At 74.3% G+C, this 20,402-nt stretch carries 8 protein-coding genes; 3 read left to right on the top strand and 5 right to left on the bottom strand.

Annotated elements, in window-relative coordinates; genetic code table 11:
- Nucleotides 1-248 precede the first annotated feature (248 nt).
- Together ACIRBX_RS38515 and ACIRBX_RS38510 are read right to left on the bottom strand one after the other, a co-directional pair.
- Nucleotides 249-992 (bottom strand): thioesterase II family protein, encoded by a 744-nt coding sequence (locus tag ACIRBX_RS38515; protein ID WP_402305215.1) that lies wholly within the window; start codon nucleotides 990-992, stop codon nucleotides 249-251.
- Between the two features lie 9 nt (nucleotides 993-1,001).
- The gene (locus ACIRBX_RS38510; protein ID WP_402305214.1) at nucleotides 1,002-2,591 is read right to left on the bottom strand and encodes an aspartate aminotransferase family protein; all 1,590 of its coding nucleotides are present in this window, start codon (nucleotides 2,589-2,591) and stop codon (nucleotides 1,002-1,004) included.
- 192 nt (nucleotides 2,592-2,783) lie between these two features.
- Between ACIRBX_RS38510 and ACIRBX_RS38505 the strand changes: the two genes are divergently transcribed.
- Nucleotides 2,784-3,332 carry a flavin reductase family protein gene (locus tag ACIRBX_RS38505; RefSeq protein WP_402305212.1) on the top strand — a complete coding sequence of 183 codons (549 nt, stop codon included), beginning with the start codon at nucleotides 2,784-2,786 and terminating at the stop codon, nucleotides 3,330-3,332.
- Between the two features lie 32 nt (nucleotides 3,333-3,364).
- A complete protein-coding gene (locus ACIRBX_RS38500) occupies nucleotides 3,365-4,621 on the top strand; it encodes a cytochrome P450 (protein WP_402305210.1) in 1,257 nt (418 codons plus the stop codon).
- A 138-nt stretch (nucleotides 4,622-4,759) separates the two neighbouring features.
- Here the strand turns inward: ACIRBX_RS38500 and ACIRBX_RS38495 are convergent, their stop codons facing one another.
- From ACIRBX_RS38495 to ACIRBX_RS38485, 3 genes are all read right to left on the bottom strand, one after another.
- Nucleotides 4,760-6,223 (bottom strand): flavin monoamine oxidase family protein, encoded by a 1,464-nt coding sequence (locus ACIRBX_RS38495; protein WP_402305208.1) that lies wholly within the window; start codon nucleotides 6,221-6,223, stop codon nucleotides 4,760-4,762.
- A 101-nt stretch (nucleotides 6,224-6,324) separates the two neighbouring features.
- Nucleotides 6,325-7,503 carry an acyl-CoA dehydrogenase family protein gene (locus tag ACIRBX_RS38490; RefSeq protein ID WP_402305206.1) on the bottom strand — a complete coding sequence of 393 codons (1,179 nt, stop codon included), beginning with the start codon at nucleotides 7,501-7,503 and terminating at the stop codon, nucleotides 6,325-6,327.
- Between the two features lie 207 nt (nucleotides 7,504-7,710).
- Nucleotides 7,711-8,109, bottom strand: coding sequence for a YybH family protein (locus tag ACIRBX_RS38485; protein ID WP_402305203.1), 399 nt, complete (start codon nucleotides 8,107-8,109; stop codon nucleotides 7,711-7,713).
- A 186-nt stretch (nucleotides 8,110-8,295) separates the two neighbouring features.
- On the opposite strand from ACIRBX_RS38485, the gene ACIRBX_RS38480 reads away from it, so the two are divergent.
- On the top strand, nucleotides 8,296-20,402 hold a 12,107-nt coding region (locus tag ACIRBX_RS38480), incomplete at its 3' end, for a type I polyketide synthase (RefSeq protein ID WP_402305201.1).

Below are 20,402 nucleotides of genomic sequence, written 5' to 3'. Positions count from 1 at the left end.
CTGTCGGGCACCGGCTTCTCTGTCGGGCACCGGCTTCTCTGTCGGGCACCGGCTTCTCTGTCGGGCACCGGCTTCTCTGTCGGGCACCGGCTTCTCTGTCGGGCACCGGCTTCTCTGTCGGGCACCGGCTTCTCTGTCGGGCACCGGCTTCTCTGTCGGGCACCGGCTTCTCTGTCGGGCACCGGCTTCTCTGTCGGGCACCGGCTTCTCTGTCGGGCACCGGCTTCTCTGTCGGGCACCGGCTTCTGTCAGGCGGCGCGCAGCGCGCTCCGCACGACCTTGGCGACCTGCTCGACGGCGCTGTCCAGGTAGAAGTGCCCGCCGGAGAACACCTCCGACTCCGAGGGCCCCGTGGTGAGCTCCCGCCAGGCCTCCGCCTCGGCGACCGTGACCACCGGGTCCGCGTCCCCGACCAGCGCGGTGAGCGGGCAGCCCAACTGCGGCTGCGCCGCCCAGGTGTAGCCGCTGAGCGCGCGGTAGTCCGCCCGCAGGACGGGCAGCACCAGCGCCAGCAGCTCCGGGTCGTCGAACACGGCGCCGTTCGTGCCGCCCAACAGGCGCATCCTGGCGAGTAGTTCGGTGTCGTCGCGGACCCGGTCCGCCCGGCCGGGGCCCAGTGAGGGCGCGCCCCGGCCGGAGACGAAGAGCCGGGCCGGCCCGCGCCCGTCCGGGAGCAGGCGCGCGGTCTCGTAGGCGACCAGCGCGCCCATGCTGTGGCCGAACAGGGCGTACGGGCGGTCGTCGCGGGGGAGCAGCTCGGCCGCGACCGCCTCGGCTGCGGCGGCGAGCCCGGTGGCCGCCGGTTCGAGCCGGCGGTCCTGCCGTCCGGGGTACTGGACGGCCAGCACCTCGACCTCGGGCGCGAGCGCGCGGGCCAGCGCGACGTAGGCGCTGGCCGCGCCGCCCGCGTGCGGGAAGCAGACCAGCTGCGGTGCGCCGGGCAGCGGGGTGTGCAGCCGCCGGAGCCAACTGCCGTTGCCGGTGGTCGACATCACGCCCCCTCAGCCCTGGAACAGGCGCTGCTCGTCCTGCCGCTCCAGCACCGCGCACAGGTCGCGCAGCGCCGTCTCCAGCTGGTCCACCTCGGCCTGGCGGAGATGGACCGAGGGCTCGAAGCGCAGCGTGTTCACCGCGCTCGCGGTCGGGAAGGTGCGGATCCGGTGGGCCCGCAGCAGGAAGCCGGAGAGCAGGTAGCCGAAGGTGCCGGACTGCGCCGCCTCGCGGATGCCCGGGGCCGTGGCGGCCGACTGGTCGCGGAACTCCAGCCCCAGCATCAGGCCCTTGCCCCGGACGTCCGTGACCACCTCGGGGAACTCCCGGCGGAGCGCCTCGAAGAGCGCCAGCAGCCGGTCACCGTTCTCCCGGGCGAGCCGGTACGCCGCGCCGCCGTCGGCCTCCAGGAGCTCCAGCACCCTCAGGGCCAGGGCGGAGGAGAAGGTGTCCTTGGCGAAGGTCGAGCTGTGCAGCAGCTCGAACTCCTTGCGGTAGCGGCTGCTGCGGATCAGGGTGGCGGAGGTCTTGGCGATGCCGCCGCCCAGGCCCTTGGCCAGGGTGAAGTAGTCGGCCCGCAGCCCGAGGTGCGAGCTGGCGAAGAAGGCGCCCGTCCGGCCGAGGCCGCTCTGGATCTCGTCCACCACGATCGGGCAGTCGACCGACGCGCAGACCTGCTCGATCTCGCGGGCGAACTCCTCGCTCACCACCCGGATGCCGCCCTCGCCCTGGATCACCTCCAGCACGAAGGCGCCGAACAGCGGGAAGTCGTGCTCGACCACCGCCACCACGCCGTCCGCCACCGTCAGGCCGAGTGCGGTCGCCCGCTCGGCCTCGACGATCTTGGCGAGCGCCCCCGGTTCGTCCAGCGGCACGAACCGCGCCGGGGCGGCCATCGCCGCGAACGGGGTGCGGAAGGCCGCGTTGGAGGTCAGCTGGACACTGCCGACCAGCTTGCCGTGGAAGGACCCCTCCGGGGTCAGGAAGACCGGCGGCCGGGCCGCCAACCCGCCGTTGTGACGGGTGACTTCGGCCAGCAGCGCGTCGAAGCCGGCCGGCCCGTCGGCGCCCTCGGGCAGGCCGAGCCGGTGGTACGCGGCGGCCGGCACCCCGGCGGTGCCGGCCAGCACGGCCTCCCGGGTCCGGTCGGCCTCGGCCCCGATCGTCTCCAGCAGCGCCTGGACACGGAGCACCCGGTCGAGCTCGGCGTGCTTGGTCGCCACCTCGATCGACTCCGCCCCGCTGTTCGCGAAGACGGTGAAGTACGGCTCGGCGCCCGGGAACTCGCGCTGGATCACCGAGTTCAGGGTGGCGCCGACCCGGCTCGCGTACGGGTGCAGCGAGGCCTGCGCCAGGATCGGGGCGCCGGCCTCCAGCAGGGACTTCGCGGTGGCCACCAGCTCGGGGTGGTTGTGCCCGAGCACCAGGGCCCCGTAGCCGCCCGCGTAGTCGATCACCGGGACCTCGCGGCCGTCCCGGTCCAGGTACCAGAGGGTGTTGCCCTCGGCGCGGACGTACTCGACGTCGATCCCGAGCATGCCCAGGAAGCCGAGCATGTGCGGCTCCACCAGGTCGAGTCGGGATTCGGCGGCTGCGGTCATGTCGGGCCCCTTCGGTGCGCGCGGTGACGGTCGGGGCCCGACCATACCGGCGGTGCGCGTGCGACCCGTCCCCTCGGCGGTCACGGCCCGGTAAGCGGCCGAACGGGCCGCGCGGTGGGCCGCCGGTTACCTGGCGCTGGTCGCGGGCCCGGCACGCTGACGGGGTGTCACCACTCCCGCAGGAAGGATGAGATGTCCGACAGCAGCCGCTTCTCCCCAGTGCTGGCTCTCGACGACCCGGTGGAACCGGCCTCGCTGCGCGAGGTGATGTCGCGGTTCGCGACCGGGGTCGTGGTGCTCAGCGTCGGCGGGGAGGACGTCCACGGCATGACCGCCAACGCCTTCAGCTCGGTCTCGCTGGAGCCTCCGCTCGTCCTGTGCTGCGTGGCCCACAGCGCGGTGATGCACCAGGCCGTCACCTCGGCCGGCCACTTCGCCGCCTCCCTGCTCGGGGTCGAGCAGGAGCCGCTGGCCCGGCACTTCGCGGACAAGCAACGTCCGCTCGGCCCCGCCCAGTTCGAGAGCGTCCCGGCCCGGCCCGGTCCACGCACCGGAGCGCCGCTGCTGGACGGCGCGCTCGGCTGGCTGGAGTGCGAGCTCACCGAGTCGCACCGGGCCGGCGACCACTCGATCTTCGTCGGCACCGTCCTCGACGCCCGGCGCGGGCCGGGCCGGGACGCCCTCCTCTACTTCGAGGGCGGCTACCGGCCGGGTGTCCGCGAGGCGCGCAGGACGTCATGAGTCAGCCACCACCCCCACCACGGAGAGAAGCGATGACAGAGCAGCACTGCCCGTACGCCATGGATCCGAACGGTCACGACGTCCACGGCGAGGCCACCCTGCTGCGCGGGCGAGGCCGCGCGACCCAAGTGGAGCTGCCCGGCGGGGTGGTGGTCTGGGCGGTCACCGACACGGCCCTCACCAAGCAGCTGCTGACCGACCCCCGGGTCTCCCGCGACCCGTACCGGCACTGGCCGCGCTGGGAGAACGGCGAGGGCGAGTTCGCCCGGACCTGGCCGCTGGCCATGTGGGTCGCCGACCGGAACATGATCACCGCGTACGGCGCCGAGCACAGCCGGCTGCGCAGGCTGGTCGCCAAGGCGTTCACCGCCCGCCGGACGGCCGCCCTGCGCCCGCGGATCGAGGCCGTCACGGCCGAACTGCTGGATCGGGTGGCCGGACTGGCCGAGCAGGGCCCGGTCGACCTGCGGGCCGAGCTCGCCTACGCGCTGCCGACCCGGGTCATCTCCGACCTGCTCGGCATCCCCGACGACCTGCGCGCCGAGCTGCTGCGGATCGTCGGCGCCTGGCTGCACGGGCCGGCCTCCGAGGAGGAGGCGGCCGTGCTGGCCGGGGAGATGTACGCCCTGCTGGCCCGGCTGATCGAGCTCAAGCGGACCGAGCCCGGTGACGACCTGGTCAGCGGCCTGATCGCGGCTCGGGACGAGGGCGACGGGGCGGGGCTCAGCGAGCAGGAGCTGGTCGACACCGTCCTGCTGCTCTTCACCGCCGGGCACGAGACCACCGTCAACCTGCTCGACCACGCCATCCACCGTCTGCTCAGCCACCCGGACCAGCTGGCCCTGGTCCGCGCCGGGACGGCGAGTTGGGACGACGTGATCGACGAGACGGTCCGGCTGGAGGCCCCGTTCGCCAACATGCCGCTCCGCTTCGCGGTCGAGGACATCGACCTGGGTGACGTCAGCTTCGCCCGGGGCGACGCCATCATGATCTCCTTCGCCGGGGTGGGCCGGGACCCGGTGGTGCACGGTGAGAGCGCGGACCGGTTCGAGCTCGGCCGGCCCACGGCGCGCGAGCACATCGGCTTCGGCCACGGTGTGCACTACTGCATCGGTGCCCCGCTGGCCCGCCTGGAGGTGGCGGTCGCCCTGCCGGCGCTGTTCGCCCGGTTCCCCGACCTCGCGCTGGTGGAGCCGGCCGACGGTCTGAAGCCGCTGGAGTCCTTCATCTCCAACGGCCACCGCGAACTCCCGGTCCTGCTGCGGCCGTTGGAGACGGCGCAGGTCTGACCCACGGTGCCGGGGGTGCCCGTCGGATCCGTCCGACGGGCACCCCCGGCACCGTCTCCGTCCGCGCCGCGCGGGCGGCGGACACGCCTCGGGCCGGACCGTCGGTGACGGTCCGGCCCGACTGCTCTGCGGGGTCGGTCAGACGGCGCTCGCGACGGCGAAGCCGGGCATCGCCGCGACCGCCTGGGCGGCCCGGATGCCGGACTCGATCGCGCCGTCGATGTAGCCGCTCCAGCCACTGGCGATGTCACTGGTGGCGAAGGCGAGCCGGCCCTGCGGCTGCTGGATCGTGCGGTACTGGCCGGTCAGCTGACCGGGCTGGCGGCAGGCCCAACCACCCAGCGAGTACTGGGCGGTGCCCCAGTCCTGGGCCGTGACGGCGAGCACCTGGATCTCCGGGACGAGCTGCCGCAGCACGGCCTGGACCTGGGAGACGCTGTGGATGTCGAGCGTCTGGTCGTCGCAGAAGGCGAACATCAGCACGCTGCCGTCGGCCAGCTTCTTGAACGGGATGACCGTGGAGATCGGGAAGCCCTCCTGGGTGTTGGCCCCGAACAGGCCGACGTTCCCGGCGGCCCGGATCCAGATCTTCCGGCTGATCGGCGCGCCGATGGTCGCCTGGGAGACCGCGCCGAACGCGCTGGGCAGGCCCGGGTTGAAGGTGATGGTCTTCCAGACGTTCACCGGCACCGCCACCACGGCGTGCGCCGCCTTGTACTGGCGGCCCGCCTGGGTGGTGACCCGGACGGCGGAGCCGGTGTCGGTGATGCTCGCGACCGGCGAGTTCAGCTTCAGGGTGGCCCCGGAGTCCGCCAGCAGCGCCGAGGCCAGCTGGACGGTGCCCTGGCGCGGACGGCTGCCGTTGAGACCGGCGAAGCCGGCGGAGCTCCAGCCGGACAGTGCCCAGATCTGGGCCATCATGGTGAGCGCGCCGCGCGCGCTCGACCCGCCGGACAGTCCGGCCAGGATGCCGCTGACCCAACTCCGGTCCAGCGCGGAGTAGTTGAGCTGGTCCAGCCGGGCGCGCAGCGAGAGCTGGTCGACGCTCTGGAGCAGGTCCTCGCGGTAGAACGGATTGGTCGGGTGCGGGAAGTACTCGGTGGCACCGTCGAACAGCGGGGTGAGCAGCTGGCCCATCCGCGGGCCCGCGGTGGCCGGGGCGTACGGGGCGAAGCCCGTCCCGGTGGGCATCACCGTCCGCTCCTCCTCCACGCTGGCCACCAGCGGGATGTTGTAGCGCTGGATCTCGCTCCAGACGTACGGCTGCTTGGGGTCCACGAAGGCCCCGCCGTACTCGATCACCTCACCGGCGAAGCTGCCGGTCCAGGTCCGGCCCCCGATCCGGTTGCGGGCTTCGAGCACGAGCACCTGCAGGCCCTTGGCCTTGAACTCGCGCGCGGCCGTCAGCCCCGCGAAGCCGGCCCCGACCACGATGACGTCGTAGAAGGTCGATTCCTCGTCGGTGGTGTCGGTCCCCTCGGCCCGGGCCGGGCCGGCGGCCGTCAGGCCGGCGGCGCCGAGCAGCGCGGTCGAGCCGGCCGCCTTGAGGAGGCTGCGCCGTCTCATCGCGCTCGCCGATCCGGGCATGCTGAAGGTGGTCACGTTGGTCCCCCATGGAGTGTGTTTCGGCAGGGGCCCGCCGGCCGGAGCCGGCCGGCGGGCACGTCGGGGCGCCCGGGGCGGAGTGCCCGGAGCGCGGGTGCTCAGAGGAAGAGGGTGTCCGGGTCGAGGCCCAGCAGCACCCGCCCGTGCAGCTCCAGGTTGGTGTAGGGCGTCATCATGCCGTGGCGGGAGAGCCCCTCCAGATCGCGGTAGAAGCGCTGGAAGTGCGCCTGCCGGGAGAGGGCCGAGGCGCCGGAGACCTCGTGCAGCTCCTCCACCGCCTCCTTGACCAGCTGGATCGCGAAGCCGCACCGGCCCCGGACGCCCGCGCTCTCGTCCGGCGCGGGCAGCTCGCCCGCGTCGGCGCGCTCCTGGAGCAGGGCGAGGTAGCCGTCGGCCAGGGCGTCGGCCGCGGTGATCCGGTTGGCCGCCAGCGCCACCTTGATCTGGGTCAGCGGGTGTTCGCGCTGCTCGGTCCAGTTGGTGTAGGCGATGGCCTTGCCGGGGAGCCGCTCCAGGAAGGTCTCCAGGGCGCCCCGGGCGATGCCGAGGTAGGTGGCCACCGAGAGCGCGGAGACGAAGGTGATCAGGCCGTAGTTCCGGCCGGTGGCACCGGAGTTGGTCCGCCCCTCGACGCCTCCGGTGAGCAGCTGCGCGACCGACACGGCCCGCTCGGCCGGGACGAACACGTCGGTGGCGGTGGTGGTGAAGCTGCCGGTGGCGCTGGCGGCGGAGACGTCCCAGTCGTCGGCGATGGTCAGCTCGCCCATCGGCACCAGGGCGTAGAGCAGGTCGTGCTCGCCGTCCGGCAGCTCCTGCACCGCCGCGACGAAGTTCCAGTCGGCGCCCCGGCAGCCGGTGTTGAAGGCCCAGCTGCCGTTGAGCACGAAGCCGCCGTCGACCGGCACCACGAAACCGGTCGGGGCCAGTCCGCCGGAGACCCGGACCTGCCCGCCGGCGAAGACCTCCTGCTGGACCTCGTCCGAGTAGAGCGTCGCCACCCAGGCCCCCTCCAGCCAGGCCGCGGCGACCCAGCCGGTGGAGCCGCAGCCCCGGGAGATCTCCGCCACGACCTTCGCCTGGTCCGCCAACGGGAGGTCGAGGCCGCCGAAGCGCTCCGGCACCGCCGCCCGGAAGACCCCGGCCTTCTCCAGCAGCGCGATGTTCTCGTCGGGTATCCAGCGGCGGCTCTCCGCCTCGGCACCGTTCTCCCGGAGCCGGGGCACGATGCCCGCCAGCTCCGTGAGCAGCGACGCCGTCCTGGTGTCCGCTACAGCCATTCTTCCTCCATGCGTCGCCGTGCCACTGGGGCCGTGCCATTGGGTGCGATCCCGCGACGGTGGGCCGCCGGTCTGCCTGGCGGGATCATTTCGAATGCGCAGTCACTGCCCGGCAATTCCGGGCCGACCGGCCGAAGTGGGCGGACGGTGGACGTCCGCTGACCGGGCGTCAGCCGCCCGGACCGCAGCCGGCCGGCCCGGCGGTGCTCAGACGCCCGCCTCGCCGAAGGGGTTGTCGACGGCGAAGCGCCACTTGCCGTCGGCGCCCCGGCGCAGCACGTCCAGGCCGGTGCCCTTCAGGTGCTGCGGCCCCTCCGGGGTGGTCACGTCGATCTCCCAGTCGACCACCAGCAGCGCGGTGCCGGAGGTCACGTGCGACTCCAGCAGCTTGGCCCGCATGGTCGGCCGCATCGAGAGGAACTCGGCGAGCGCGTCCTTCCTGGCCTGGCCGGTGAGCGGCCGGCCCGGCTCCCAGACGGAGATGGCGTCCTCGGTGTACATCCGGTTCACGGCGTCCGCATCGCCGGAGTTGAAGGCCCGGACGTAGAGCTCGCCGTGCTCCACGGCATCGCTGGCGAGCTCGAAGTGCTGTGCAGTACTGGCCATATCGGAATTGCTCCCACTCTCTTCGCGGTCGAACGGGGACGTGCGGCGAAGCTATCGGCAGCCGGCTCACCCGCTGCTCACCCAGGGGCCACGGGACGCCCACCGACCAGCCTGGACACGTGGGTTACCCGCACGTTACCGATCACTGGGACGGCATCGCCAAGACTGCGGACCGTGCAGTCCCGAATGGTGAGGAAGGGAAATCCCGACGTGGTGGCGAATGCAGGCCGGCCCGAGACGACGGCGGCGTACGAGGATCTGAGTGGATCGCACATCGCCGTGGTCGGAATCTCCTGCCGACTGCCCGGGGCGTCCACGCCGGACGAGTTCTGGCAGCTGCTGAGCACCGGTACCAGCGCGGTCACCGACGCCCCGGCCGGCCGCTTCCGGCCGGACGGCGACGCCCCGGCGGGCCTGCGCCGGGGCGGGTACCTGGACGCGGTCGGCGACTTCGACCCGGCGTTCTTCGGCATCTCGCCGCGCGAGGCCGTGACGATGGACCCGCAGCAGCGCCTGGTGCTCGAACTCGCCTGGGAGGCACTGGAGAACGCCGCGATCCGGCCGGCCGACCTGGCCGGCAGCCGCACCGGCGTGTTCGTCGGCAGCCACCGGGACGACTACGCCGCACTGCTCTACCGGCACGGCGGACGGGCCGTCACCCAGCACACCATGACGGGGGTGAGCCGGGGCGTCATCGCCAACCGGGTCTCCTACCACCTGGGCCTGCACGGGCCGAGCCTGACCGTCGACACGGCCCAGTCCTCCTCGCTGGTCGCCGTCCACCTGGCCTGCGAGAGCCTGCGCAGCGGCGAGTCCTCGCTGGCCGTCGCGGCCGGGGTGAACCTCAACCTGCTGACCGAGAGCGCGCTCGCCCAGGAGCGTTTCGGCGGGCTCTCCCCGGACGGCCGCAGCCACACCTTCGACGCCCGGGCCAACGGCTTCGTCCGGGGCGAGGGCGGCGCCGTGGTGATCCTCAAGCCGCTCGCCCGGGCCCTCGCCGACGGTGACACGGTGCACGGGGTGATCCTGGCCGCCGGTGTCAACAACGACGGCGCCACGCCCGGCCTCACCGTGCCCGGCCGGGACGCCCAGGAGCAGCTGCTCCGCCGGGTCTACCGCCGGGCCGGGGTGCCCGCCGAGGCGGTGCAGTACGTCGAACTGCACGGCACCGGCACCCCGGTCGGCGACCCGATCGAGGCCGCCGCACTCGGCGCCGCGCTCGGGGCCGGCCGCAGCCCCGACCAGCCGCTGCTGGTCGGCTCCGTCAAGACCAACCTCGGCCACCTCGAAGGCGGCGCGGGCATCGTCGGCCTGCTCAAGACGCTGCTCAGCCTGACGCACCGCCGGCTCCCGCCCAGCCTCAACTTCGAGACCCCCCACCCGCAGATCCCGCTCGCCGAGCTCGGGCTCGCCGTTCAACGCGAGCTGACCGACTGGCCGCGACCGCAGGAGCGGCTGCTGGCCGGGGTGAGCTCCTTCGGCATGGGCGGCACCAACTGCCATGTGGTGCTGGCCGAGGCGCCCACCGTCACACCCCCCTCGCGCGGTCAGGCCCCCGCCGTGCTGCCCGCCGTGCTGCCGGCCGTGCTCTCCGCCCGCAGCACCGACGCGCTGCGCGCCCAGGCCGCCCGACTGCGCACCGCCCTCGCCGCCGAGGACGCGCCCGAGCCGCTCGACGCGGGCTGGACCCTGGCGGCGGGCCGTGCGACCTTCGAGCACCGGGCCGTGCTGCTCGCCGAGGACCGTGACCAACTCCTGGACGGGCTCGCCGCGTTGGCCGAGGGAGCGTCCCTTCCGCCGGGCTCGCTAGCAGGCACCGCCGAGCCCGGCGGGCTCGCGGTGGTCTTCACCGGTCAGGGCAGCCAGCGGATCGGCATGGCGCAGGAGCTGTACCGGGACTTCCCGGTCTTCCGGGCCGCCTTCGACGAGCTCTGCGGCCACCTCGATCCGCTGCTGGACCGCCCGCTGCGCGAGGTCGTCACCACCGGCGAGGGCCTGGACCGCACCGAGTACGCCCAGCCCGCACTGTTCGCCGTCGAGGTCGCCCTGCACCACCTGGTCGCTTCGCTTGGCGTGCGCGCCGACTTCCTGGCCGGGCACTCGATCGGCGAGATCGCCGCCGCCCACGTGGCAGGCACCCTGTCGGCGGCGGACGCGTGCGCACTGGTGGCCGCGCGGGGCCGGCTGATGCAGCAACTGCCCTCCCGCGGAGCGATGTTCGCCCTGGAGGCGACGGAAGAGGAGGTCCGTCCGCTGCTGGCGGGCCAGGAGCACCTGGTGGCGACGGCGGCCGTCAACGGGCCGGCCGCCCTGGTGATCGCGGGCGAGGAGGAGGCCGCCGCCGCGATCGCCGCCACCGTCGCGGGCCTCGGCCGGCGGACCAAGCGACTGACGGTCGGTCACGCCTTCCACTCGCCCCTGATGGAGCCGATGCTGGCCGAGTTCCGCACCGTCCTGGCCGGCCTGACCTTCCACCCGCCGCAGATCCCCGTGGTCTCGACCGTCACCGGCGGCCGGGTCGACGACGCGCAGTGGTGCTCTCCCGAGTACTGGGTCCAGCAGGTCCGGCGCCCCGTCCGGTTCCTGGACGCCGTCCGGAGCCTGGAGGACGCCGGGGTCCGGACGATCCTCGAACTCGGGCCGGACGGCACCTGCTCGGCGATGGCGGCGGACTCCCTGCGGCGGCCGGGAGCGGTGACGGCCCTGCCGGTGCTGCGCCGCGACCGGCCGGAGGCGCGGACCCTGCTCGCCGCGCTCGCCGGGGTCTTCGTCCGGGGCGGGCAGGTCGACTGGAGTGCGGCGTACGAGGGCCGTGGTGCGCGGCGGGTGGCCCTGCCGACGTACGCCTTCCAGCGCCGGCGGTACTGGGTCGCGGAGGAGACCGGCCCGGCCCTCCCCGAGGCCACCGCCCCCTCCGCCACCGCCACCGCCTCCGCCGCCGCACCCGAGGTCGCGACCGCGCCGACCGGCGTGCCCGCCCTGCCCGCCGCGACCGTCGCGACCGCCACCGGACGGCGGGAGCTGGCGGATCAGGTGAGCGGTCTGATCGCCGGGGTCCTGGGCCTCGGCCCGTCCGGGCGGCTCGAACCCCGGCTGACCTTCCGTGACCTGGGCTTCGACTCGCTGATGCTGGTGGAGCTCCGCGACGCGCTGGCAGGTGCCACCGGCCTGCCGCTGTCGAGCAGCCTGCTGTTCGACCACCCCACCCCGGCTGCCCTGATCGAGCACCTCCAGGAGGCCCGGTTCGGGACCGGAGCCACCACCCCGGTCGAGACCGCCACCGCCGCGGACGACGAGCCGATCGCGATCATCGGCATGGCCTGCCGCTACCCGGGCGGAGTGGTGTCCCCGGCCGACCTCTGGCGCCTGGTGGCCGACGGCACCGACGCGATCGGCGGCTTCCCGACCGACCGGGGCTGGCCTGCGGACCTCTACGACCCGGACCCCGACCGGGCCGGTCACACCTCCGTCCGGGCCGGTGGCTTCCTGCACGACGCGGCGCTGTTCGACGCCGGCTTCTTCGGCATCTCGCCCCGCGAGGCCCTCGCCATGGACCCGCAGCAGCGCCTGCTGCTGGAGAGCGCCTGGGAGGCCGTCGAGCGGGCCGGCCTCGACCCCGAGTCGCTGCGCGGCAGCCGCACCGGCGTCTTCGTCGGCGCGACCACGCTGGACTACGGGCCCCGGATGCACGACGCCCCCGAGAGCGTCGGAGGCCACCTGCTGACCGGTACCACCCCCAGCGTGCTGTCCGGCCGGATCGCCTACCAACTCGGCCTCACCGGGCCTGCGTTGACGGTCGACACCGCCTGCTCGTCCTCGCTGGTCGCGCTGCACCTGGCGGTCCGCTCGCTGCGCGCGGGCGAGAGCGACCTGGCGATCGCGGGCGGTGCGAGCGTGATGTCCACGGCCGGCATGTTCGTCGAGTTCTCCCGCCAGCGCGGACTGGCGGCGGACGGCCGTAGCAAGTCCTTCGCGGAGTCCGCCGACGGCACCTCCTGGGCCGAGGGCGTCGGCCTGCTGCTGGTCGAACGGCTCTCGGACGCCCGGCGCCACGGACACCGGGTGCTCGCGCTGGTCCGGGGGAGCGCGGTCAACCAGGACGGCGCCTCCAACGGCCTCACCGCGCCGAACGGCCTCGCCCAGCAGCGGGTGATCCGGGCCGCCCTCGCCGACGCCCGGCTGCTCCCCGCCGAGGTGGACGCGGTCGAGTCGCACGGCACCGGCACCCGGCTCGGCGACCCGATCGAGGCCGAGGCCCTCCTCGCCACCTACGGCCAGGGCCGGGAGGGCGGTGCCCCGGTCCTGCTCGGCTCGCTCAAGTCCAACATCGGCCACACCCAGGCCGCCGCCGGGGTCGGCGGCGTGATCAAGATGGTGCAGGCGATGCGGCACGGCGTGCTCCCCGCCAGCCTGCACATCGACCGCCCCACCCCGTACGCCGACTGGAGCACCGGCTCCGCCGCCCTGCTCACCGAGGCCACGGCGTGGCCCGAGACCGGCCGCAGCCGCCGGGCCGCCGTCTCCTCCTTCGGCATCAGCGGCACCAACGCCCACGTCGTCCTCGAACAGGCGGCGGAGGAGGAGCACCCGGCCGACCCCACCGACCCGCAGCAGCCCGCCCGTTCGCCGTTCGCCCTGCCCTGGGTGCTGTCGGCCCGCGACCAGGCGGGGCTGCGCGAGCAGGCCGCCCGGCTGCACGCCCGGGCTGCCGGGGCCGACGGCACCGCCGCGCCCCGGCCCGCCGACCTCGGTCTCGCCCTGGCCACCACCCGCACCGCCTTCGGCCACCGCGCCGTGGTGACCGGCCACGACACCGCCGACCTGCTCGCCGGGCTCGACGCGCTGTCCCGTGGCGCCGAGGCCCCCAACCTCCACCTCGGCACCGTCGGCCGGGCGGGCCGCACCGCCTTCCTGTTCACCGGGCAGGGCGCCCAGCGGGCCCGGATGGGCCGTCAACTCCAGGAGCACTTCCCGGTGTTCGCCGAGGCGCTGGCGGAGGTGCTGGCCGCCCTGGACCCGCACCTGGACCGCCCGCTGGGCGAGCTGCTGCTCGCCGAGGAGCACAGCGCCGAGGCCGGACTGCTACAGCGCACCGAGTACGCCCAGCCCGCGCTGTTCGCGGTGGAGGTGGCGCTCCACCGGCTGCTCCGGCACCACGGCCTGGAGCCGGACGTCCTGGCCGGCCACTCGATCGGCGAGCTGGCCGCCGCCCACCTCGCGGGCCTGTGGTCGCTGCCCGACGCCGCCGCGCTGGTCGCCGCCCGGGGCCGCTTGGTGCAGTCCGCCCGTGCGGACGGCGTGATGATCGCCGTCGAGGGCGAGGAGGCCGAGGTCACCGCCTCCCTCGCCGAGCACCACGGCACCGTCACCGTCGCGGCGGTCAACGGTCCCCGGTCGGTGGTGATCTCCGGGGACGCCGAACCAGCCGCCGCCGTCGCCGCCGCATGGGCGGCGCGGGGCCGCCGGACGCGGCGGCTGACGGTCAGTCACGCCTTCCACTCGCCCCACCTGGACGCCATCCTCGACGCGTTCCGGGAGGTCGCCGAGAGCATCACCTACGGCACGCCCACCGTGCCGATCGTCTCCACCCTCACCGGTGCGCCGGCCGACCCCGCGCAGCTGCGCACCGCCGACTACTGGGTCCGCCAACTGCGCGAGCCGGTGCGCTTCCTGGACGCCGTCCGGACCCTGGAGGCTGAAGGCGCGACCCTGTTCGTGGAGGTCGGGCCGGACGCGGTGCTCAGCGCGCTGGCCGAGGGCTGCTTCACCGGCACCGCCACTGCCGTCCCGCTGCTGCGGGCCGGCCGCCCCGAGGCCGAGACGCTGACCGCCGGGCTCGCCCGCGCCTTCACCGCGGGGGCGCCCGCCCGCGTGGCCGCCGGCTTCTTCGCGGGGGCGACCCCGGCCGAGCTGCCCACCTACCCCTTCCAGCGGACGCACTACTGGCTGGCGCCCGCCGCCGCCACCGACCCGCGCGGCCTCGGGCTGGACCCGGCCGGTCACCCGCTGCTCGGCAGCACGGTCGAACTCGCCGACCGGGACGGCCTGGTGTGCACCGGCCGGCTGTCGCTGGAGACGCACGCCTGGCTCGGTGACCACCGGATCGACGGCACCGCCCTGGTGCCCGGCACCGCCTTCCTGGAGCTGGTCGTCGCCGCCGCTCAGCGCGCCGGGGCGGGAGCGGTCGCCGACCTCACGCTGGAGGCGCCGCTGGCGCTGACGGAGCGTTCGGGCGTCCGCCTCCAGGTCGCCGTCGCCGCCGCCGACCCGGAGGGCCGCCGGCCCTTCACCGTGCACGCCTGCCTGGAGACCGGTGACGACTCGCCGCAGCCGTGGACCCGCCACGCCTCGGGCCTGCTGGACCCCGACCTGCTGGACCTCCCGCTGTCCGAGGCGGCGGTGCCCGCCCCGGCGGCGGAGCTGAGCGCCTGGCCGCCTGCCGGTGCCGTGGCCGAGCAACTCACGGACGTCTACGCCCGGTTGGCCGAGGTCGGCTACGCGTACGGACCTGCGTTCCAGGCGGTGAGGGCGGTGTGGCGGCGCGGGGACGAGCTCTTCGCCGAGGTCCGGCTGCCCGAGCGGCTACAGGACGGCGCCGAGGCGTTCTCCCTGCACCCGGCACTGCTCGACGCCGTCCTGCACCCGCTCGTGCTGGCCGCCGCCGATCCGGCGGACCCGGGGCACATCCTGCTGCCGTTCGAGTGGAGCGGCGTGACGGTGCAGGCCGTCGGTGCCACCACCCTGCGGGCCCGGATCACGCCCACCGGCAGCGACACCGGCACCGGCAGCGGCGGCGGCAGCAGCAAGACTGTCGCGCTGACCCTGGCGGACGGTACCGGCGCACCGGTGGCTTCGGTGGAGTCCCTGACCCTCCGACAGGCCGCCAAGGACGGCCTGGTGGCCGCCCCGCAGGCCGGCGGCGGCGCGCTGTTCGCGGTGGAGTGGCCCGCCCTCGCGGTGGCCGGAGCCGAGCCGCCCCGGTGGGCCGAGGCCGTCGGCGACGAACTGCCGGACCCGGCCGACGGCGCCGGGCTGGTCCTGGTCCGCCTCCGGCCGGCCGAGGGAGCCGGGCCCGGGGCGGCGCACGCGCAGGCGCAGCGCGCACTCGGCCTGCTCCAGCGGTGGCTGGCCGAGGAGCGTCCCGACGGAGCCCGGCTGGTGCTCGTCACCGAGCGGTCGGTGGCCGCCGTCCCGGGCGACCGAATCGACGACCTGTCCGGTGCACCGGTCTGGGGGCTGGCCCGCTCGGTGCAGTCCGAGCACCCGGACCGGGTGGTGCTGGCCGACCTCGACGCCGGGGACACCGACCCGGCGGCCGTCGCCGCCGCCGTGGCCGCCGCCCTCGCCCTGGGGGAATCCCAACTGGCCCTCCGCGCAGGGGAGATCCGTGTCCCGAGGCTGACCCGGACGGCGGCCACGGGACAGACCGGCTCGCCCGAGCTGGACCCGGACGGCACCGTGCTGGTCACCGGTGGTACGGGTGGCCTCGGCGCCCTGGTCGCCCGCCACCTGGTCAGCCGCCACGGTGTCCGCCACCTGCTGCTCAGCAGCCGGCGCGGCCCGGCGGCCGACGGCGTGACCGCGCTGACCGCCGAGCTCACGGCGGCCGGAGCGGAGGTGACGGTGGTGGCCGCCGACGCCGCCGACCGGGACCAGCTCGCGGCCGTGCTGGCCGCGATCCCGCAGGCGCACCCGCTGACCGCCGTCGTGCACACCGCCGGTGTGCTGGACGACGGCACCGTCGAGACCCTCACCCCGGAGCGGCTGACGGCCGTCCTGCGGCCGAAGGTCGATGCGGCCTGGCACCTGCACGAGCTGACGGAGCACCAGGAGCTCGCCGCCTTCGTCCTGTTCTCCTCGGTCTCCGGCCTCCTCGGCACGGCCGGCCAGGCCAACTACGCCGCCGGCAACACCTACCTCGACGCACTCGCCACCCACCGCGCCGCCACCGGACGGCCCGCCACCTCGCTGGCCTGGGGTCTGTGGGACGGCACCCACGGGATGGGCGAGCGGCTGACCGACACCGACCTCGCCCGGTGGTCCCGGGCGGGCGTGGCGCCGCTGACGCCCGATCAGGGCCTGGCCCTGTTCGACGCCGCGTTGGCGGGCCCGGCACCGTTGGCCGTGCCGGCCGCGCTGGACCTCGCGCGCCACCGGTCCGGCCAGGACCTCCCGCCCGCCCTGCTGCGCGGCCTGGTCCGGCCGCGCCCCCGCCCGCGCAACGCCGCCGAGGCGGGCGGGTCGGTCACCGGGACGTCGTGGGCGCAGCAGCTCACCGCCCTCGGCGCGGACGAGCGGGCCGGTGCCGTCCTCGACCTGGTCCGCGTGGAGGTCGCCGCCGCCCTCGGGCACGCCGAGGCGACCGCGATCGACGCCCAACGGGCCTTCAAGGAGCTCGGGTTCGACTCGCTGGCCGGGGTCGACCTGCGGAACCGGCTGAACCGCGTCACCGGCCTGCGGCTGCCGGCCACCGCCGTCTTCGACCACCCCTCCCCGGCGGCCCTGGCCGGGTACCTGCTCGGCCGCGCCCTGGAGGTCGAGACGCCGACCGCCGGATCCGGGCCCGCCCGACCCATGCCCGCCGGTTCGGTCGGCGGCCCGTCCGACGAGCCGATCGCGATCGTCGGGATGGCCTGCCGCTTCCCGGGCGGCGTCTCCTCTCCCGAGGAGCTGTGGCAGCTGGTCGACTCCGGGACGGACGCGATCACCGGCTTCCCGGTGAACCGGGGGTGGGACCTCGACGCGCTCTACGACCAGGACCCCGAGCACCGGGGCACCTCCTACGTCCGCTCCGGCGGCTTCCTGCACGAGGCCGACCAGTTCGACCGCGAGTTCTTCGGCATCTCCCCCCGGGAGGCGACGGCCACCGACCCGCAGCAGCGGCTGCTGCTGGAGACGACCTGGGAGACCTTCGAGAGTGCCGGTCTCGACCCGGCGGCCGTCCGGGGCAGCAACACCGGGGTGTTCGTCGGTGCGATGTACGACGACTACGCCTCCCGACTGGCTGCCGCCCCGGGCGAGTTCGAGGGATTCCTGCTCGCGGGCAACCTCTCCAGCGTCCTGTCCGGGCGGGTCTCCTACACGTACGGCCTGGAGGGGCCGGCGGTGACGGTGGACACGGCGTGTTCGTCGTCGTTGGTGGCGTTGCACCTGGCGGCGCAGGCGTTGCGGCGTGGGGAGTGTGATCTGGCGCTGGCCGGTGGGGTGACGGTGATGTCGAGCCCCAACACCTTCGTGGAGTTCTCCCGGCAGCGGGGTCTGTCGGTGGATGGTCGCTGCAAGTCGTTCTCTGCGTCGGCGGATGGTACGGGGTGGAGTGAGGGTGTGGGGCTGCTGTTGGTGGAGCGGCTTTCGGATGCGCGGCGTCATGGGCATCGGGTGTTGGCGGTGGTGCGGGGGAGTGCGGTCAATCAGGACGGTGCGTCGAATGGGTTGACGGCTCCGAATGGTCCGGCGCAGGAGCGGGTGATTCGTCAGGCGTTGGCGAGTGCGGGGTTGTCGGCGGTGGATGTGGATGCGGTGGAGGCGCATGGGACGGGGACGACGCTGGGTGATCCGATCGAGGCGCAGGCGTTGATCGCGACGTACGGTCAGGGGCGTTCGGGGGAGCGGCCGTTGTGGTTGGGGTCGTTGAAGTCGAACATCGGTCACAGCCAGGCGGCGGCGGGTGTCGGTGGTGTGATCAAGATGGTGCAGGCGATGCGGCACGGTGTGTTGCCGCGGACGCTGCACGTGGATGAGCCGTCGCCGCACGTGGACTGGAGTGCGGGTTCGGTGGCGTTGCTGACGGAGCAGCAGCAGTGGCCGGAGACCGGTGCACCGCGCCGGGCCGCCGTCTCCTCCTTCGGCATCAGCGGCACCAACGCCCACGTCGTCATCGAGCAGGCGGAGCCGACGGCGGCCGTCGAGCCCGCGCCGGCCCCGGCGGTGGCCCCGTGGGTGCTCTCGGCGAAGTCGCCCGAGGCGCTGCGCGGCCAGGCCGAGCGGCTGCACCGTCACCTGACCGAGCACCCCGACCTGACCGTGGCCGACGTCGGCCACTCGCTGGCCACGGGTCGTGCGGCGTTCGAGCACCGGGCGGCCGTGGTCGGCGCCGACCGTACCGAACTCCTCGACGCCCTGGCCCACTTGGCCCGGGGCGAGGACGCTCCCGGCGTACTGCTCGGGGACGGCCCGAGGCGCGGCCGGACGGCCTTCCTGTTCACCGGCCAGGGGAGCCAGCGGCTCGGCATGGGGCGTGAACTCCACGCGCAGGTACCGGTGTTCGCCGCCGCGCTGGACGCCGTCTGCGAGCTGCTCGACCCCGAACTCGACCGTCCGCTCAAGGAGGTGCTGTTCGCCGAGCCGGGCACCGCCGAAGCGGCCCTGCTCGACCGGACGGAGTACACCCAGGTCGCGCTGTTCGCCGTCGAGGTCGCGCTGTACCGGCTGCTCGAACACCACGGGGTCTCGGCCGACTTCCTGCTCGGCCACTCGATCGGCGAGGTCACCGCGGCCCACCTGGCCGGAGTCCTCGACCTCCCCGACGCCTGCGTCCTGGTCGCCGGTCGGGCCCGCCTGATGCAGGCAGCGAAGGAGGGCGGTGCGATGGCGGCGCTCGAAGCCTCCGAGGAGGAGGTCCGCGCGGTGCTCGCCGAGTACGGGGAGCGGTCGGCAGCCGTCGCGGGGGTCAACGGGCCGCGCTCGACGGTGGTCTCCGGGGACGCGGCGGTGGTCGACGCCATCGCCGCCGACTTCCGCGACCGGGGCCGGCGGACCAAGCGGCTGACGGTCAGTCATGCGTTCCACTCGCCGCACATGGACGAGATCCTGGACGAGTTCCGGGCCGTGGCCGCCGCGCGGACCTTCCGGGACCCGCAGATCCCCGTCGTCTCCAACGTCACCGGGGTGCTCGCCACGGCCGACCAACTGCGTTCCCCCGACTACTGGGCCACGCACGTCCGCGAGGCCGTCCGCTTCGCCGACGGCATCCGCTACCTGGAGTCCCAGGGCGTCACCGAGTACCTGGAGCTCGGCCCCGACGGCGTGCTCACCGCGATGGCACCGGACATCCTGGACGAGGAGGCCGGCACCCTGCTGCCGGTGCTGCGGGCCGGTCGCTCCGAGCTGAGCACGGTCACCACGGCCCTGGCCCGCCTGCACCTCCGGGGCGCCGGGATCGACTGGTCCACGCTCTTCCCCGGTGCCCACCGGGTGGACCTCCCGACCTATGCCTTCACCCGTCGGCGTCACTGGCTGGACGGCCCGGACACCGTGGGCGACGCGGCCGGCTTCGGCCTCGGCGAGACGGACCACCCGCTGCTCGGCGGCATGGTCACCCTGGCGGGCCGCGAGGACGAGTACCTCTTCACCACGCGTCTGTCGGGTCGTCAGTGGCTGGGTGAGCACGTGGTGCTGGGGTCGGTGGTGGTGCCGGGTTCGGTGTTCGTGGAGTTGTTGTTGGGTGTGGGTGAGCGGGTTGGTTGTGGGGTGGTGGAGGAGTTGGTGTTGGGGGCGCCGTTGGTGTTGGCGGGGTCCGGTGGGGTTCAGGTGCAGGTGGTGGTGGGTGCGGTTGACGGGGTTGGTGTGCGTGGGGTCGAGGTGTTCTCGCGGGTCGAGGGTGGGGCGTGGGTGCTGCACGCCTCGGGGACAGTGGGTGCCGGAGCTTCGCCCGGTGAGGGGACGGGGGCGTGGCCGCCGCCCGGTGCCGTCGAGGTCGATCTGACGGGTGTGTACGGGCGGTTGGCGGATGGCGGTTATGGCTATGGGCCGGCGTTTCGTGGGTTGAGTCGGGTGTGGCGGGGTGGGGGTGAGTTGTTCGCTGAGGTGGTGTTGCCGGAGGAGGTGCGGGGTGAGGCGGGGCGGTACGTGCTGCATCCGGCGTTGTTGGACGCGGCGCTGCACGCCCTGCTCCCCGGCGTGGTGGAGAACACCGGCCCGGCCTGGCTCCCCTTCACCTGGTCCGGCGTCAGCGTGCATGCCGTCGGTGCAGCCGCCCTGCGGGTGCGGCTGACCCCGACGAGCCCCGACGCCGAGACGCTCTCGGTCGCGCTCTCCGTCGCCGACACGTCGGGTGCTCCGGTAGCCACCGTCAAGTCGCTTCTGCTGCGGCCCCGTTCGGAGGAGGCGCTGCGTGCGGCCGGCGCGACTGCCGCTCCGGACGGCCTGCTCCGGGTCGAGCAGGTGCCGGTCGAACTGCCGGAGTCCGCCGAGCCTGTGGGTGGTGGCTGGGTGGTGGTGGGTGTGGGTGGTTTTGCGGGTGTGGTGGCGGGGTTGGATGCGGGTGGGGTGGTGCCTTCGGTGGTGGTGGTGCC

This window comes from Kitasatospora sp. NPDC096147 (assembly GCF_044763225.1).
Taxonomy (GTDB): domain Bacteria; phylum Actinomycetota; class Actinomycetes; order Streptomycetales; family Streptomycetaceae; genus Kitasatospora.
This window is presented reverse-complemented; position numbering and strand designations above follow the sequence as displayed.

Excerpts from the sequence above, each read along its gene's own strand:
- ACIRBX_RS38490 (WP_402305206.1), bottom strand. The coding sequence starts at position 7,503 with ATGGCTGTAGCGGACACCAGGACGGCGTCGCTGCTCACGGAGCTGGCG.
- ACIRBX_RS38505 (WP_402305212.1), top strand. The coding sequence starts at position 2,784 with ATGTCCGACAGCAGCCGCTTCTCCCCAGTGCTGGCTCTCGACGACCCG.
- ACIRBX_RS38485 (WP_402305203.1), bottom strand. The coding sequence starts at position 8,109 with ATGGCCAGTACTGCACAGCACTTCGAGCTCGCCAGCGATGCCGTGGAG.
- ACIRBX_RS38510 (WP_402305214.1), bottom strand. The coding sequence starts at position 2,591 with ATGACCGCAGCCGCCGAATCCCGACTCGACCTGGTGGAGCCGCACATG.
- ACIRBX_RS38515 (WP_402305215.1), bottom strand. The coding sequence starts at position 992 with ATGTCGACCACCGGCAACGGCAGTTGGCTCCGGCGGCTGCACACCCCG.
- ACIRBX_RS38500 (WP_402305210.1), top strand. The coding sequence starts at position 3,365 with ATGACAGAGCAGCACTGCCCGTACGCCATGGATCCGAACGGTCACGAC.